Raw genomic sequence first — 15,227 nt, 5'->3', positions numbered from 1 at the left:
GCCTCGGCGGTTATGTCCTGTGCGGCGTGATCACCACGCGGCGCGGCGAGGCGCTCGCGGCCGACGTCCGACGCGCCGCCGGCCGCTCCGGCCGACCTGCCCCCCGCGCCCCCGGCCGACGCGCCCGTCGTCGACACCGGCTTCCACGGTTTCGTGCCGGCCAACATGCCGCAGGAGGTTTCCTCGGTGGGCTACACGAAGCAGCTGTGGGACGCCATTCGGGCGCAGGACATCCAGGGCAACGACGCGCTCGACGCGATCGCCCAGCCGGCCCCCACCACCTAGGGGCCACCCGCCAGACTGCCCGGCACGCCTCGAACGTTTGCGCTTCGGGGCGTGCCGGCATTCCAAGCGTCACGGGGTTAGGCAGAACCCACCCATTCTTCGGTTCCGTCGTCGAAGAACTGGTGCTTCCACACCGGCAACCGCGCCTTGATGGTGTCCACCAGAAGCGCGCAGGTGGTGAACGCCGCCTGACGATGGTCGGCCGCGACCGCGGCCACCAGCGCCGCCTCCCCGATGTGCAGGGCACCGATGCGGTGGCTGGCCGCGATCGCGCGCACCCCTCCGGACTGTTCGGCGACCTCGGCGACGACCTCCGCGATGACCTCCGCGGCCGACGGGTGCGCGGAATACTCCAGCCGCACCACCCGGCGCCCGCCGTCGTGGTCGCGAATCATGCCGACGAAGCCGACAACGGCCCCGGCCGACTGATGGCCCACCAGTTCCTCGTGCTCGGCGAGGAAAATCGGCTGTTCGGTCATGGCGGCGCGCAGGACGCGCGTCATCGCTGGTGGTCTCCGCCGGCGATTTGGTCGAGCGCGTGGTCGAGCACGTCGGCGAGCACCCCGAGCCCGTCGCGCACCCCACCGGGCGACCCCGGCAGGTTGACGATCAGCGTCCGCCCCGCCACACCGCACACCCCGCGGGACAGCACCGATGTGGGCACCTTGGGCAGCCCCGACCGCCGGATCGCGTCCGCCAGCCCCGGGATCATGTAGTCCAGCACCGCGACCGTCTGGTCGGGCGTGCTGTCGCTGGGCGAGATGCCGGTGCCCCCGGAGGTGATGACGACGTCGACGTCGTCGTCGATCGCCTTGCGCAGGGCTTCGCCGACCGGCTTGCCGTCGGCGACCACCTCCGGGTCGGGCAACGAAAACTCCCGCTCACCAAGCCATTCGGAGATGATCGGCCCGCACTTGTCGTCGTAAACGCCGGTCGAGGCGCGGGTGGAGGCGATGATGACGCGCGCGGTCCGGGCGCTCATCAGCGCACCCACGTCCCGGTCTTGCCGCCTTCCTTGCGCAACACCCGAATGTCATCGAGGCGCGCGGCGGGGTCCACCGCCTTGATCATGTCGTAGAGCGTCAGACCGGCCACGCTGACCGCGGTCAGCGCCTCCATCTCCACGCCCGTGCGGTCGGTGCTGCGTACCGTCGCGATGATCTCGATCACGGACTCCCCCACGCTGAAATCGACGTCGACTCCGGTGAGCGCCAGCTGGTGGCACAGCGGAATCAGGTCACTGGTGCGCTTCGCCGCCAGAATGCCCGCCACCCGGGCGGTGGCCAACGCGTCGCCCTTCGGCAGGCCGCCGGCCGAGATCAGCTCGACCACGCGCGGCGAAGTATGCAGGGCTCCCGCGGCCACCGCGGTCCGCTTGGTGGCTCCCTTACCGGTGACGTCGACCATGTGCGCGGCCCCCCGCTCGTCCAGGTGCGACAGCGCACCCGAGGGGGATTCTCCCGACGCCCAGGTCGCCGCGGGCTTGGCGGCCTCGGAGGCCCTAGCCATCGTGGCGCCTACCGGTTAACGACGGTGACCGGGTGCAGGTAGGGCAGGTCAGTGGAGGGCAGCGGGAACACCAGCTCGCCGAAGGGCGACAACGCTCCCGTCCGGTCGGTCACGAGTTCGCTCACCGCGTGGTCGTCGGGGTCCGTCGTCGGCCACCCGTTGTCGACATACCTGGTTTTGCGGGCTTTGCCCTCAGCAGTGTCAGCCACGTCGTCCATTCTGACAGGTCGCTCCTGCGCCCGTCCTGCAAGACCGTCAGTTCGACCGGGAAGCTGCCGACATTCGCGGCCTACGTGGGACCCGCCGACTGTTTTACGCTGGTCAGCAATGACCGACAACACCCCGGATATCCCGCTGGGGTCGTGGCTGGCCGACTTGCCCGACGAGCGGCTGATCCGACTGCTAGAGCTGCGGCCGGACCTCGCCCAGCCGCCGCCCGGCAGCATCGCCGCGCTGGCCGCGCGCGCCCAGGCCCGCCAGTCGGTCAAGGCCGCCACCGACGAACTCGACTTCCTGCGACTGGCGGTGCTCGACGCGCTGTTGGTGCTGCAGGCGGATGCGACGCCGGTGCCGACCGCGAAACTGCTGGCGCTGATCGGTGAGCGCGCCCCCGAGGCCGACGTCGTGGGGGCGCTGGACGATCTGCGGGAGCGCGCTCTGGTGTGGGGCGACGCGGCGCTGCGCGTGGCGCCCGACGCCGGCACGGCGCTGCCATGGCACCCGGGCCAGGTCACGCTCGAGGACGCCTCCCGCAGCGGCGAACAGATCGCCGCGCTCATCGACGGCCTGGACCGGGCCCAACTCGACGTGCTGGAGAAGCTGCTCGAGGGTTCCCCGATGGGCCGCACCCGCGACGCCGCACCCGGCGCCCCTGTGGACCGGCCGGTGCCCCAGCTGCTCGCGTCGGGCCTGCTGCGCCGCATCGACGCCGAGACGGTGATCCTGCCCCGCCACGTCGGGCAGGTGTTGCGCGGCGAACAGCCCGGCCCCATGCAATTGACGGCACCCGACCCGGTGGTGTCGACCACCACCGTCGACGACGTCGACGCGGCAGCCGCCGGTGCCACCATCGACCTGCTGCGGGAACTCGACGTCCTCATCGAAACCCTGGCGGCCGCACCGGTTTCCGAACTGCGCAGCGGTGGCCTGGGGATTCGCGACGTCAAACGGCTCAGCAAGACGGCCGGCATCGACGAGTCGCGGCTGGGCCTGATCCTCGAGGTGGCGGTCGCGGCCGGGTTGATCGCCAGCGGGATGCCCGATCCCGAGCCCGCCACCGGCGACGGGCCGTACTGGGCGCCGACGGTGGCCACCGACCGGTTCACGGCGCTGTCCACCGCGGAACGCTGGCACCTGCTGGCCACCAGCTGGCTGGACCTGCCGAGCCGGCCGGCCCTGATCGGGACCCGGAGCCCCGACGCCAAACCCTATGGCGCCCTTACGGATGCGCTGTATTCGACGGCCGCGCCGCTGGATCGCCGGCTGCTGCTGAGCATGTTGGCCCAATTGCCCCCGGGCGCGTGCGTGAACGCGGTCGAGGCGTCGGCGGCACTGATCTGGCGGCGACCCCGCTGGGCCAAGCGGCTGCAACCCGGCCCGGTGGGTGACCTGCTGGCCGAGAGCCACGCGCTGGGCCTGGTCGGTCGCGGGGCGCTCAGCTCCGCGGGCCGTACCCTGCTCGACGACGGCGCCGACGCCCAGGCCGCGATTGACGCGATGGCGCGTGCCCTGCCCAAACCGATCGACTACTTCCTGGTCCAGGCCGACCTGACCGTGGTGGTGCCGGGCCCGCTGCAACGCGACCTCGCCGAGCAACTCGCCGCCGTGGCCACCGTCGAATCGGCCGGCACGGCGATGGTGTATCGCATCAGCGAGCAGTCGATCCGGCACGCGTTGGACGTGGGTAAGACCCGCGACTGGATGCACGCCCTGTTCGCCAAGCACTCCAAAACACCTGTGCCACAGGGCCTTAGCTACCTCATCGACGATGTCGCGCGTCGGCACGGCCAGCTGCGGATCGGCATGGCGGCATCGTTCGTGCGGTGCGAGGACCCCGCGCTCCTGGCGCAGGCCGTGGCCGCGCCCGCGACCGAAGGGGTGCAACTGCGCGCCCTGGCACCGACGGTTGCGGTGTCCCCGGCACCGATCGGCGAGGTGCTGGTCGCGCTGCGGGCGGCGGGCTTCGCCCCGGCGGCCGAGGACTCCACGGGCGCCATCGTCGACGTCCGGCCACGCGGGGCGCGGGTGCCCACGCCGCAGCAGCGCCGGCCCTATCGCCCGATGCCGCGCCCCAACAACGAGAGCCTGAACGCGGTGGTGGCGGTGCTGAGGAAGGTGACCGCCGCGCCGTTCGGCAACGTTCGCATCGATCCGGCGATCACCATGTCGCTTTTGCAGCGCGCCGCCAAGGAACAAGAGACGTTGGTGATCGGTTATTTGGATGCCGCCGGCGTCGCCACCCAGCGGGTGGTGTCACCGATCAGCGTTCGGGGCGGTCAGCTGACCGCATTCGACTCGGCGTCGGGGCGGTTGCGCGACTTTGCCATCCACCGCATCACGTCGGTGGTGTCGGCCAACGGCCGATAATGGGTTTCGATGACTCGCGAGAGGATGAGGAGGAGCGGCGCCATTGACTGACGGCCCGTTGATTGTGCAGTCCGACAAGACGGTGCTGCTCGAGGTCGACCACGAGCAGGCCGGAGCGGCGCGCGCCGCCATCGCGCCGTTCGCCGAGCTGGAACGCGCGCCCGAGCACGTGCACACCTACCGCATCACACCGCTGGCGCTGTGGAATGCCCGCGCGGCCGGCCACGACGCCGAACAGGTCGTCGACGCCCTGGTCAGCTTCTCCCGCTACGCGGTGCCCCAGCCGCTGCTGGTCGACATCGTCGACACCATGGCCCGCTACGGCCGCCTGCAGTTGGTCAAGCATCCGGCGCACGGCCTGACGCTGGTAAGCCTGGACCGCGCGGTGCTCGAGGAAGTGCTGCGCAACAAGAAGATCGCGCCCATGCTCGGCGCCCGCATCGACGACGACACCGTCGTCGTCCACCCCAGCGAGCGCGGCCGCGTCAAGCAGATGCTCCTCAAAATCGGTTGGCCCGCAGAGGATCTCGCCGGTTACGTGGACGGCGAGGCCCACCCCATCAGCCTGGCGCAGGACGGCTGGCACCTGCGCGACTACCAGCAGATGGCCACGGATTCGTTCTGGTCCGGCGGGTCGGGAGTGGTGGTGCTTCCGTGCGGGGCCGGCAAGACGCTGGTCGGCGCCGCCGCGATGGCCAAGGCCAGCGCGACCACGCTGATCCTGGTGACCAACATCGTCGCGGCACGGCAATGGAAGCGCGAGCTGATCGCGCGCACCTCGCTCACCGAGGAGGAGATCGGCGAATACTCCGGAGAGCGCAAGGAGATTCGGCCCGTCACCATCTCGACGTATCAGATGATCACCCGGCGCACCAAGGGCGAATACCGGCATCTGGAGCTCTTCGACAGCCGCGACTGGGGGCTGATCATCTACGACGAGGTCCACCTGCTGCCGGCGCCCGTGTTCCGCATGACCGCCGACCTGCAATCCAAGCGACGCCTGGGCCTGACCGCCACCCTGGTCCGCGAAGACGGCCGCGAGGGTGACGTGTTCTCCCTGATCGGCCCCAAGCGTTACGACGCGCCGTGGAAGGACATCGAGGCCCAGGGCTGGATCGCGCCGGCCGAGTGCGTCGAAGTGCGGGTCACCATGACCGACAACGAGCGAATGCTGTACGCCACCGCGGAACCCGAAGAGCGCTACAAGGTGTGCTCGACGGCGCATTCGAAGATTGCCGTCGTCAAGTCGGTGCTCAGCCGGCATCCCGGCGAGCAGACGCTGGTGATCGGCGCCTACCTCGACCAGCTCGACGAGCTGGGTGCCGAGTTGAACGCCCCGGTGATCCAAGGGTCGACGCGGACCAAGGAACGCGAGGAGCTGTTCGACGCGTTCCGCCGCGGAGAGGTGTCGACGTTGGTGGTGTCCAAGGTCGCCAACTTCTCCATCGACCTGCCGGAAGCCTCTGTGGCGGTGCAGGTTTCGGGGACCTTCGGCTCGCGCCAGGAGGAGGCCCAACGGCTGGGCCGGTTGCTGCGGCCCAAGTCCGATGGGGGCGGCGCAATCTTCTATTCCATCGTGGCCCGCGACAGCCTGGACGCCGAATACGCCGCGCACCGGCAGCGCTTCCTCGCCGAACAGGGTTACGGGTACATCATCCGCGACGCCGACGACCTGCTCGGACCGGCAATCTGACCTTCGTCGAGAAGACATGCCCGGCCAGGCTCACGAGAGCTGCGCCGACTCCCCCGATATAGGCCTTGGCCATATCGCGGTCGGACACGTCGGCGCGTGCCGGTAACGAGGCCAGCCATCTGACGGCGTCATCGCATTCGTCGTTGTCGTACAGCCGAAGTGGGCATGGCATCCAGGGGCCGATTGCGCGGCTTGGCGCCCGAATCCAGCCGATATCAGTTACGACTGCGCACCCGTCGAGCAACCGCACATACCCCGCTCCGAGGCGCGCGTCCGCCCACAACGCTCCCGCGGTGATGCGCTCAAAGCCCGGGCCGAACTGATACAACAGCCGCATCCGACCGCCTGCGCGCTCCGCCCGTTCGATCATCGGCGCAAAGACCCGTTCGTAATCGGCTGCCGTCACCAGCCCAACGGCCTCCAGCGCCTGAACGCCCGCGGGCATGCCCGAAAGTTCCTTCAGCACAGCCGTCCCCTCTCTGGTGCCGACGGGAACGCCAATGTGCATTTTATTGCCTATTGCAACTATTGCATAGTGCTATGATAATGGAGACGTCACCCCGCAAAGGAGGTACGTACATGAGAATCGGCATCGTCGGCGCCGGCATCGCCGGCCCAACGCTCGCGTATTGGCTGGCCCGCTACGGCCACGAGCCAACCCTGATCGAGAAGGCGCCGCGCCTGCGCACCGGCGGCTATGTGGTGGACTTCTGGGGTGGCGGCTACGCCGTCGCTGAACGCATGGGGCTCACGACCGACCTGCACGCCGAGGGATACCAGGTGCGCGAAGTGCGACTCGTGAACCGGAATTCGCAACGGGTGGGCGGCTTTTCGACTGAACCGTTCCGGCGCAACCTCGATGGCCGATTCACCACTGTGCCGCGTGGCGACCTGGCGGCCATGATCTATCACTCCATCGAGAACCATGCTGAAACGCTGTTCGGTGAAAGCGTTTCGGCCGTCGAGCAACACGACTCGGGCGTGTCGGTCACCCTGGAGGGCGGCGGGTCAAGGCACTTCGACCTGCTGATCGGCGCGGGCGGCATCCATTCTCCCGTGCGGGGCTTGGTGTTCGGACCCCAAAACAGATTCGAGACGGATCTGGGCTATCGAGTCGCGGCATTCGAAGCCCAGGGCTACCAGCCGCGTGACGAACTCGTCTACCTCGCCTACACCATGCCGGGACGCATGGTCGCCCGATTCTCGATGCGCGACGAAAAGACCATGTTTCTCTTCGTTTTCACCGCCGAGAAGATGAGCGGTCCCGATCCGCAGGGTGTGTCAGAGGCCAAGGCGACCCTGCGTCGGGTGTTCGGCGACGCGGGCTGGGAATGCCCGGAGATCCTGCTCCACCTCGACCGGGCGTCCGAGGTTTACTTCGACCGCACCAGCCAAATCGTCATGGACCGTTGGTCGGACGGGCGGGTGGCGCTGATCGGGGACGCCGCGGCCGCGGTCTCCCTGCTCGCGGGTGAGGGGACGGGCCTGGCGATGGTGCAGGCGTACACGCTGGCGGGGGAGCTCAATCGCGCGGGGGACGACCACCAGGACGCCTTTCGTCGTTATGAGCGCACACTGCGTCCGATTGTCGAGGCCAGGCAGCGCTCGGCGCGCGCATTCGCGGCGACATTCGCACCAAAGACGGCCCTGGGTCTGTTGACCCGCAATCAGGCGTCCAAACTGCTCAACATCCCGCGACTGGCCGACTGGGTCGTGCGCAGCGAATTCCGTGACGACATAGCGATACCGGAATACGCCGCATAGCCGGCACCGGCCGCCTAGAGCGACAGGATGGTCGCCGATGCGGTGCCGGGTGCGCCATACACCTGGGCCAAGCCCACGCGCGGGTTGCCGGGCACCTGACGCTCGCCCGCCTCACCGCGCAGCTGGCGCACCAGCTCGTGCATCTGCCGCAGTCCCGACGCGCCGATCGGCTCGCCGTTGGCGATCAACCCGCCGTCGGTGTTTACGGGCATCGAACCGTGGATCTCGGTGGCGCCGTCGGCCAGCAGCTTCTCCTGCTCGCCGTCGGCGCACAGGCCGGTCTCGGCCATGTGGATGACCTCGTTGCCGGCGTCGGTGTCCTGCAGCTGCGCGACGTCGACGTCCTCGGGCCCGATGCCGGCGGCCTCGTAGGCCGCCTTGGACGCGTACACCGTCGGTGAGACGTCCTCATCCAGCGGAGCGAAGGTGGCGTGCACCTCGTAGGCGCCGTAGCGGCGGGTGCGAATCTCGCAGGCCCGCACGTACACCGGCTTGTCGGTGTACTTGTGCGCGAGGTCGGCCCGGCACATGATCACTGCGGCGGCGCCCTCGTCGGGCGCGCAGAACATGTACTGCGTCAGCGGGTAGTTGAGCACGGGCGAGTTGAGGATCTCCTCCTCGGGAATCGGCTTGCGGCGGAACGCGTTCGGGTTCAGCGCGCCGTTGCGGAAGTTCTTGGCCGCCACCTTCGCCAACGTGGCCTGCGAAATGTTGTGGTCGTGCAGGTACTTGTTGGCCTTCATCCCGAAGAACTTGGTGGTGACGAACTGACCGTTCTGCGCGTACCACTGCGGCAGCGCCAGCTTGGCGGGGTCGTCGGTGAACGCGCCGCGCGGGTGCTTGTCCAGGCCGATGGCGATGCCGATGTCGTACTTGCCCAGCCGGATGGTGTCCGCCGTTTGCTGGATCGCGCTGGCGGCGGTGGCGCAGGCGTTGAACACGTTGGTGAAGGTGATGCCGGTCAGCCCCACCAGGCGGGTCACCGCGTCGGGGTTGGAGACCTCGTGGCTACCGCCAAAGCCGAACTGGATGTCCTTCCAGTCCACCCCGGCGTCCGCCAGCGCGGACTGGATGGCCTCGGCGCCCATCTGCATCGCGGTCTTGTCGAACCTGCCGAACGGGTGCAGGCCCACGCCGATGATGGCGACATCGTTGGTCATCTCAGGTCTCCTTATACCGGCTGGAACGCGAAGGTGACGATCTCGTTGCCGTCGCCGTCGGTGGTAAACGGCACCATGGTCAGCTCGACCTCCTGACCGAACTGCAGCTTGGCCGGGTCGTTCTCGGTCAACCGGCCCTCGACGCGGATCACGTCGTCGAGCTGCACGAGGCCGACGCCGAACGGGACGAAGTCCTTGCCGGTGGGCCCGGCGTACGGGGCCCCGGGCGGGAAGCCCTGGGTGGTCCACGCGACCAGGGTTCCGCGGCGCGGCAGCAGCACGTCGGTCATCTCGCCGAGGCTGCAGCGCGGGCACCACTGTTGCACCGGAAAGGTGGTCGCGCCGCAGCTGCCGCACCGGCTGCCGATCAGCTGTGGGCTCTCGTCGGGCCAGGTAGAGATCTCGGGGGCAAGGGCCTTTTGCATCGGGGGTCCTCCAGCGGCGCCGAACAGAATGTTGCTCACGCAACCGTATAACAGCCTTCCGAAAAGTGGAAACCGCATTCTCATTAGTTGCGCCCGATGCCGCGCGGCCGGGCCCCGCGGATATCTTGAGACCATGCCAGTCACGGTGATACTCGAACTGAAGTTCAAGCCCGATGCGGTGCCGCAGGCGCGCGACGTCATGGGCCGGGCGCTGCGGGACACCCGCGCGTTCGCCGGGAACGTCCAGACCGACGTGCTCGTCGACGAGGACGACGAAGCCCACTGGCTGATCTACGAACTGTGGGACTCGGTCGAGCATGACGAGGCCTATCGCGCGTTCCGCGCCGGCGAAGGAAAACTGACCGAGCTGCCCCCACTGCTGGCCGCGCCCCCCGTCAAGAAGCGGTACGCGACCACCGACATCTAGCTCAGCGCGGGAATCACCTCGCGCTCGAACAACTCGATGCCGGACCGGTCGTACGCCGCCTCCGGGAAATAGCAGATGGCGTACTCGCATCCGAGGTCGCGCAGCCCGGCGAGCCGCTCGATCACCTGTTCCGGGGTGCCCGTCGCCGAATCGGGCCCGCTGCCCGCGGCGAGCATCGCGTCGGCGGCGGCCTCGGGCACGTAGCGCACGATACGGTCGCGCACCCGCTGCAGCCGGTCCTTGACGTCGGCGTCCGACGTGCCGACGACCGCGTTGACGTTGGCCGAGCGCACGATGGCATCGAAGTCGGTGCCCACCTGCTCGCAGTGCCGCGCGAGCACCTCCGACTTGTGGGCGAACGCCTCGGGTTCCGGCGCGAAGTTGGTGTACTGCGCGTACTTCGCCGCGATGCGCAGGGTGACCTTCTCGCCACCGCCGGCGATCCACAGCGGAATCCCGTTGTCCTGCAGGGGTTTCGGTGACACGATAGCGCCGTCGACCTGGTAGTGCTTGCCGTCGAAGCTGACCCTGCCGTCGCGCCAGGCGTCGCGCATGATCTGCACACCCTCGTCCAGCCGGCCCAGCCGCACACCCGCCGAGGGGAAGCCGTAACCGTAAGCGCGCCATTCGTGTTCGTACCAGCCACCACCGATGCCCATCTGGATCCGCCCACCGGAGATGACGTCGGCGGTCGCCGCGACCTTGGCCAGGTACACCGGGTTGCGGTAGCTCATCGCGGTGCACATCTGGCCGAGCTTGATCCGCGACGTGACCGCCGCGTACGCGGCCATCAGCGACCACGCCTCGTGGGTGGCTTCGTCCGTCGGCATCGGGACGGTGTGGAAGTGGTCGTACACCCACAGCGAGTCCCAGGCGCTGTTGTCGGCGTAGGTGGCCAGGTCGCGCATCACCGCCCAGTGCCGCTCCGGTTCGATGTCGACCAGATCCATTCGCCAACCTTGCGGGATGAAGAGACCGAAGCGCATAGCAACGGACTCTAGCCCGATCGTTCGGCGGGGTCCGCCGCTAGGCTTGTCCATCGTCAGGCAAGCGGGAGGTCGTCGTGCGGGTCCTCGTCTCGGGCGCCAGCATCGCCGGCCCCGTGCTGGCCTACTGGCTGGCCCGCCGCGGCTTCGACGTCACCGTCGTCGAACGGGCGCCCGCCCTGCGCAAGACCGGCGGCCACGCCGTCGACCTGTTCCGCCCCGCGATGGAGATCTCGGCGAACATGGGTGTCCTGCCCCAGATCGAGGCGCTCGCCACCGGAATGAACCGGATGACCATGCACCGCGAGGGCCGGTCGCGGCCCTTCGAGATCGACCTCACGAAGATCTATGCCGCCACGTCGGACCGGCACGTGGAGATCATGCGCGACGACCTCAGCGAGATCTACTACACCGCCGGCCGCGACGACGTCGAGTACCTGTTCGGCGACTCGATCACCGCGATCGACCATGACGGCGACGTGACGTTCGAGCGGGCCCCCGCCCGCCGATTCGACGTCATCGTCGGCGCCGACGGCCTGCACTCCAACGTCCGGCAGCTGACGTTCGGCGACGAAGCCGGCCTCACCCGGTTCCTCGGCGGTTACCTGGCGGTGGCGTCGGCACCGAAGGCACTGGCCAGCGCCGGCGAGATGACCTGCCACGTCGGCGTGGGCCGCCTCGCCGGCATCTACACCGCCGAGCACTTGGCCGACGCGCGGGCGGTCTTCCTGTTCCGCAGCGAGCGGGAGCTAGACTACAACCATCGGGATGCGTTGCGGCAGAAGGAATTCGTGCGCGACGCGTTCGCGCGCATGCACGAGCAGGTGGACGGCTGGCTGGGCGAAATCGACCGCACGCCCGCGTTCTACTTCGACGCGATCAGCCAGCTGCGGCTGGACGGGTGGTCGCGGCGGCGGGTCACCCTCGTCGGCGACGCGGGGTACTGCCCCGGGCCCGCGGTCGGCGGCAGCACCAGCCTCGCGGTGCTCGGCGCCTACGTGCTGGCCGGGGAGCTGGCCCGGGCGGACGGCGATCACCTGCGCGCGTTCGCGGCCTACGAACTGCAGATGCGCGAACCGGTGCACCGCAGCCGGGCCTTCGCGCGCGGCGCCGCCAAGGGCATCATTCCCGGCTCGCGACTGGGGGTGTGGGCCTTGACCCGCGGCGCCCAGCTGGTGTCGCGGCTGCCCGGGACCCTGTCCCGGTCGCTGGCGAAGCTGAACACCAGCGGCGTCCGGATGCACGATTCGATGCCGGTACCCGATTACGGCGAAGACGACGAGAGGAAGGACGCCCCATGGAACTGACCGGTGTCGGAATCTGGAGCAGCCAACTGCGTTACGGCGACCCGTCCGAATCCGCCGAGGCCGCAGCGGAATTGGACGAGTTGGGCTTCCCTGCGCTGTGGATCCCCGACGTCGGCGGACCGGTGTTCGACGCGGTCGGCAATCTGCTTGCCGCGACCAAGCGGACCGTGATCGCCACCGGGATCCTCAACCTGTGGATGCATCCGCCCGGCGACGTCGCCGATTCGTACGCGGCGCTCACCGACGAGCACGGGGACCGCTTCCTGCTCGGCATCGGGGTCAGCCACGCACCGCTGATCGACGCCGGCCAACCCGGGCGCTACCGCAAGCCGCTGGCGGCGACGGCGTCGTTCCTGGACGGGCTGGACGCCGCGCCGCGGCCCGTCCCCACCGGGCGACGGGTCCTCGCCGCGCTCGGGCCGAAGATGCTGACCCTGTCCGCCACCCGCGCCGCCGGGGCGCACCCCTACCTGGTCACCCCGGAGCACACCGCCTCCGCGCGTTCGACGCTGGGCGAGGGCCCGCTGCTGCTGCCCGAGCAGACGGTGATCCTCACCGACAGCGCCGACGAGGCGCACCGCCTCGGAACGGATTGGCTGCGTTCGTATTTGGCGCTGCCCAACTACGCCAACAACCTGCTGCGCAGCGGCTTCTCCGAAGACGAGGTGGCGCAGGTCAGCGACCGGCTATTCGACGCCATCATCGCGTGGGGGGACGAGGACGCGATCATGCGCAGGGTCGCCGACCACCGCGCGGCCGGCGCCGACCACGTCTGCGTGCAAGTGCTGCTGGCGGATCCGAAGGCCTTCCCGCGCGAGGAATGGCGCCGGATCGCCGCGGCCCTCAAGGGGTGACCCCTCCGACCGCTCCGACCGCGAGCAGACGCAGAATCGCACGCGGAGGCCCCGCGTTACGCGATTCTGCGTCTTCTCGGCAGAACTACGTCAGCGAGTCCGGCGGCAGGAAGCGGTCGCCGTACTTGGCGGCCAGTTCGCGGGCGCGGGCCACGAAGGCCTCCTTGCCGATGCCGCCCGGCCCCTGGTAACCGACGATGAACTGCGCGCTACCACCGGTGTACGGGGGGAAGCCGATGCCCATGATCGAGCCGATGTTGGCGTCGGCGGTCGACGTCAGCACGCCTTCGTCGAGGCACTTCTGGGTTTCCAGCGCCTCGGCGAACAGCATGCGATCGATCATGTCCTGCAACGGAATCTCAGCGCTGCCCGACTTGAACGTCTCGCGCAGGCCCGGCCAGAGGCCGGTGCGCTTGCCGTCGACGTACTCGTAGAAGCCGGCGCCCTTCAACCGCGAGGGGCGGCCGAGCTCGATCATCTTCTCCACCACGGCTTCTGCCGGGTGCGGCTCGTAGGTGCCACCGGCGTCCTCCACGCCCTTGCGGGTAGCCGTCGCGATCTTGTGCATCAGCTCCAAGTTGAGCTCGTCGGACAGCTGCAGCGGCGGCGCCGGGTAGCCGGCCTGCGAGCCGGCGTGCTCGATGCTGGCCGGCTCGACACCCTCGCCGAGCATCGCGAGCGCCTCGTTGACGAAGGTGCCGATGACGCGGCTGGTGAAGAAACCGCGGCTGTCGTTGACCACGATCGGGGTCTTGCCGATGGCCAGCGTGTAGTCGAACACGCGGGCCAGCGCCTCGTCGGAAGTCTTCTCGCCCTTGATGATTTCGACCAGCGGCATCTTGTCGACCGGCGAGAAGAAGTGGATCCCGATGAAGTCCTCCTGCCGCTTGACGCCGGTCGCCAGGCCGGTGATCGGCAGCGTGGAGGTGTTGGACCCGAGCAGCGCGTTGGGTTCGACGATGTCCTCGATCTCCTGGAACACCTTGTGCTTGAGTTCCTGGTTCTCGAACACCGCCTCGATCACGAAGTCGACGCCCTTGAAATCGGCGGGGTCGGCCGACGGCGTGATGCGGTCCAGCAGCGCCTTGCTCTTCTCCTCGGTGGTCTTACCGCGCTGAAGCGCTTTGGCCTCAAGCTTTTCCGAGTAGCCCTTGCCCTTCTGCGCGGCCTCGAGGCTGACGTCCTTGAGCACCACGTCGTAGCCGGCCTTGGCCGACACGTAGGCGATGCCGGCGCCCATCATGCCCGCGCCGAGCACACCGATCTTGTTGATCTTGACCGGCGCGATGCCGTCCGGCCGCGAACCGCCACCGTTGATGTGCTGCAGGTCGAAGAAGAACGCCTGGATCATGTTCTTGGCGACCTGGCCGGTGACCAGCTCGGTGAAGTAGCGGCTCTCGATGCGGGTGGCGGTGTCGAAGTCCACCTGCGTGCCCTCGACGGCCGCGGCCAGGATGGCCCGCGGCGCCGGCATCGGCGCGCCCTTGAGCTGCTTGCGCAGCAGCGACGGGAACGACGGCAGGATGGCCGCCAGCGCCGGTGACGACGGCGTGCCGCCGGGAATCTTGTAGCCCTTGACGTCCCACGGCTGGGTGTGCGACTCGGGGTTGGCCTTGATCCACGCCTTTGCCGCGGGCACCAATTCGTCTACGCTGCCGACGATCTCGTCGACGAGGCCGTTGTCCTTGGCCGCGGCCGGCTTGAACCGGGTGCCCTGGCTCAGCACGTTGAGGAAGCCGTTCTGGATGCCGAGCATCCGCGTCACCCGGGTGACGCCGCCGCCGCCGGGCAGCAGGCCCAACGTGACCTCGGGCAGACCCAGCTGGACGCCCTTGACGTCGGCGACGATGCGGTGGTGGCAAGCGAGCGCGATCTCCAGACCGCCGCCGAGCGCCGCGCCGTTGATGGCGGCCACCACCGGCTTGCCCAGGGTCTCCAGGGTGCGCAGGTCGCGCTTGATGTCCTCGACCTCGGCGAAGACCTCACCGGCGTTCTCGGGTCCGGCGGTGATCATGCTCTTGAGGTCACCGCCGGCGAAGAACGTCTTCTTGGCGCTGGAGATCACCACACCGGTGATCGAATCCTTTTCGGCGACAAGGCGTTCGACGGCCTTGTGCATCGATTCCTTGTAATGCTCGTTCATCACGTTGGCCGACCCGGTCGGGTCGTCCAACGTCAGCGTGACGATGCCGTCGGCGTCCTTGTCCCACTGGATGGTGTTCTCTGCCATG

General features: G+C 68.8%; 15 protein-coding genes and 2 pseudogenes. 8 read left to right on the top strand and 9 right to left on the bottom strand.

All coding sequences use genetic code 11. The features are described from left to right. Positions 1 to 77 (top strand): annotated as a pseudogene (locus A5702_RS27320) (hypothetical protein); the annotation flags it as partial. Between the two features lie 79 nt (positions 78 to 156). Continuing rightward, positions 157 to 285: pseudogene (locus A5702_RS27315) on the top strand (resuscitation-promoting factor RpfA); the annotation flags it as partial. A gap of 77 nt (positions 286 to 362) precedes the next feature. Here A5702_RS27315 and A5702_RS19605 read toward each other — a convergent pair. The 4 genes from A5702_RS19605 to A5702_RS19590 are packed head-to-tail and all read right to left on the bottom strand — an operon-like array spanning position 363 to position 2,003. After that, positions 363 to 788 carry a molybdenum cofactor biosynthesis protein MoaE gene (locus A5702_RS19605; RefSeq protein ID WP_068222837.1) on the bottom strand — a complete coding sequence of 142 codons (426 nt, stop codon included), beginning with the start codon at positions 786 to 788 and terminating at the stop codon, positions 363 to 365. After that, positions 785 to 1,267, bottom strand: a complete 483-nt coding sequence (locus tag A5702_RS19600; protein WP_055400325.1) for a molybdenum cofactor biosynthesis protein B — start codon at positions 1,265 to 1,267, stop codon at positions 785 to 787. The genes A5702_RS19605 and A5702_RS19600 overlap by 4 nt, the downstream gene beginning before the upstream one ends. Continuing rightward, positions 1,267 to 1,794, bottom strand: coding sequence for a cyclic pyranopterin monophosphate synthase MoaC (gene moaC / locus A5702_RS19595; protein WP_055400245.1), 528 nt, complete (start codon positions 1,792 to 1,794; stop codon positions 1,267 to 1,269). Before moaC ends, A5702_RS19600 begins: the two co-directional genes overlap by 1 nt. An 8-nt stretch (positions 1,795 to 1,802) precedes the next feature. Continuing rightward, positions 1,803 to 2,003 (bottom strand): hypothetical protein, encoded by a 201-nt coding sequence (locus A5702_RS19590; RefSeq protein ID WP_139273158.1) that lies wholly within the window; start codon positions 2,001 to 2,003, stop codon positions 1,803 to 1,805. Between the two features lie 118 nt (positions 2,004 to 2,121). Between A5702_RS19590 and A5702_RS19585 the strand changes: the two genes are divergently transcribed. Further along, the gene (locus A5702_RS19585; RefSeq protein WP_067816378.1) at positions 2,122 to 4,380 is read left to right on the top strand and encodes a helicase-associated domain-containing protein; all 2,259 of its coding nucleotides are present in this window, start codon (positions 2,122 to 2,124) and stop codon (positions 4,378 to 4,380) included. 43 nt (positions 4,381 to 4,423) lie between these two features. Continuing rightward, positions 4,424 to 6,073, top strand: coding sequence for a DNA repair helicase XPB (locus A5702_RS19580; protein ID WP_067816381.1), 1,650 nt, complete (start codon positions 4,424 to 4,426; stop codon positions 6,071 to 6,073). Here the strand turns inward: A5702_RS19580 and A5702_RS19575 are convergent. After that, positions 6,033 to 6,539 (bottom strand): STAS/SEC14 domain-containing protein, encoded by a 507-nt coding sequence (locus A5702_RS19575; protein WP_068222832.1) that lies wholly within the window; start codon positions 6,537 to 6,539, stop codon positions 6,033 to 6,035. The two genes, A5702_RS19580 and A5702_RS19575, sit on opposite strands and share 41 nt — an antisense overlap. 113 nt (positions 6,540 to 6,652) lie before the next feature. Here A5702_RS19575 and A5702_RS19570 point away from each other — a divergent pair, with 113 nt between their 5' ends. Then, the gene (locus A5702_RS19570; protein ID WP_067816397.1) at positions 6,653 to 7,837 is read left to right on the top strand and encodes an FAD-binding domain; all 1,185 of its coding nucleotides are present in this window, start codon (positions 6,653 to 6,655) and stop codon (positions 7,835 to 7,837) included. 14 nt (positions 7,838 to 7,851) lie between these two features. Here A5702_RS19570 and A5702_RS19565 read toward each other — a convergent pair whose 3' ends face one another. Next, positions 7,852 to 8,997, bottom strand: coding sequence for a thiolase family protein (locus A5702_RS19565; protein ID WP_055400255.1), 1,146 nt, complete (start codon positions 8,995 to 8,997; stop codon positions 7,852 to 7,854). Between the two features lie 11 nt (positions 8,998 to 9,008). Then, entirely contained in the window at positions 9,009 to 9,422 is a 414-nt protein-coding gene (locus A5702_RS19560; protein ID WP_055400257.1) for a Zn-ribbon domain-containing OB-fold protein, read from the bottom strand. A 133-nt stretch (positions 9,423 to 9,555) separates the two neighbouring features. Between A5702_RS19560 and A5702_RS19555 the strand changes: the two genes are divergently transcribed. Next, positions 9,556 to 9,849, top strand: coding sequence for a putative quinol monooxygenase (locus tag A5702_RS19555; RefSeq protein ID WP_055400259.1), 294 nt, complete (start codon positions 9,556 to 9,558; stop codon positions 9,847 to 9,849). Here A5702_RS19555 and A5702_RS19550 read toward each other — a convergent pair. Continuing rightward, positions 9,846 to 10,835: an LLM class F420-dependent oxidoreductase gene (locus tag A5702_RS19550; protein ID WP_055400261.1), complete on the bottom strand. Its 990-nt coding sequence runs from the start codon at positions 10,833 to 10,835 to the stop codon at positions 9,846 to 9,848. The two genes, A5702_RS19555 and A5702_RS19550, sit on opposite strands and share 4 nt — an antisense overlap. A gap of 77 nt (positions 10,836 to 10,912) precedes the next feature. On the opposite strand from A5702_RS19550, the gene A5702_RS19545 reads away from it, so the two are divergent. Both A5702_RS19545 and A5702_RS19540 read left to right on the top strand, forming a co-directional pair. Next, positions 10,913 to 12,142 (top strand): FAD-dependent monooxygenase, encoded by a 1,230-nt coding sequence (locus A5702_RS19545; protein WP_068222829.1) that lies wholly within the window; start codon positions 10,913 to 10,915, stop codon positions 12,140 to 12,142. Continuing rightward, complete coding sequence (locus tag A5702_RS19540; protein ID WP_068222828.1) at positions 12,133 to 12,996, top strand: LLM class F420-dependent oxidoreductase; 864 nt, start codon at positions 12,133 to 12,135, stop codon at positions 12,994 to 12,996. Before A5702_RS19545 ends, A5702_RS19540 begins: the two co-directional genes overlap by 10 nt. A gap of 85 nt (positions 12,997 to 13,081) precedes the next feature. On the opposite strand, the gene A5702_RS19535 is transcribed toward A5702_RS19540, so the two are convergent. Beyond that, the gene (locus tag A5702_RS19535; protein ID WP_068222827.1) at positions 13,082 to 15,226 is read right to left on the bottom strand and encodes a 3-hydroxyacyl-CoA dehydrogenase NAD-binding domain-containing protein; all 2,145 of its coding nucleotides are present in this window, start codon (positions 15,224 to 15,226) and stop codon (positions 13,082 to 13,084) included. Position 15,227 lies beyond the last annotated feature (1 nt).

It is taken from the genome of Mycobacterium sp. E3339, assembly GCF_001666915.1.
Taxonomy (GTDB): Bacteria; Actinomycetota; Actinomycetes; order Mycobacteriales; family Mycobacteriaceae; genus Mycobacterium.
Note: the sequence above shows the minus strand (reverse complement) of the source record. Positions and strands in the feature narration are given on the sequence as shown.

Excerpts from the sequence above, each read along its gene's own strand:
- A5702_RS19605 (WP_068222837.1), bottom strand. The coding sequence starts at position 788 with ATGACGCGCGTCCTGCGCGCCGCCATGACCGAACAGCCGATTTTCCTC.
- A5702_RS19600 (WP_055400325.1), bottom strand. The coding sequence starts at position 1,267 with ATGAGCGCCCGGACCGCGCGCGTCATCATCGCCTCCACCCGCGCCTCG.
- moaC (WP_055400245.1), bottom strand. The coding sequence starts at position 1,794 with ATGGCTAGGGCCTCCGAGGCCGCCAAGCCCGCGGCGACCTGGGCGTCG.
- A5702_RS19585 (WP_067816378.1), top strand. The coding sequence starts at position 2,122 with ATGACCGACAACACCCCGGATATCCCGCTGGGGTCGTGGCTGGCCGAC.
- A5702_RS19570 (WP_067816397.1), top strand. The coding sequence starts at position 6,653 with ATGAGAATCGGCATCGTCGGCGCCGGCATCGCCGGCCCAACGCTCGCG.
- A5702_RS19565 (WP_055400255.1), bottom strand. The coding sequence starts at position 8,997 with ATGACCAACGATGTCGCCATCATCGGCGTGGGCCTGCACCCGTTCGGC.
- A5702_RS19560 (WP_055400257.1), bottom strand. The coding sequence starts at position 9,422 with ATGCAAAAGGCCCTTGCCCCCGAGATCTCTACCTGGCCCGACGAGAGC.
- A5702_RS19555 (WP_055400259.1), top strand. The coding sequence starts at position 9,556 with ATGCCAGTCACGGTGATACTCGAACTGAAGTTCAAGCCCGATGCGGTG.
- A5702_RS19550 (WP_055400261.1), bottom strand. The coding sequence starts at position 10,835 with ATGCGCTTCGGTCTCTTCATCCCGCAAGGTTGGCGAATGGATCTGGTC.
- A5702_RS19540 (WP_068222828.1), top strand. The coding sequence starts at position 12,133 with ATGGAACTGACCGGTGTCGGAATCTGGAGCAGCCAACTGCGTTACGGC.
- A5702_RS19535 (WP_068222827.1), bottom strand. The coding sequence starts at position 15,226 with ATGGCAGAGAACACCATCCAGTGGGACAAGGACGCCGACGGCATCGTC.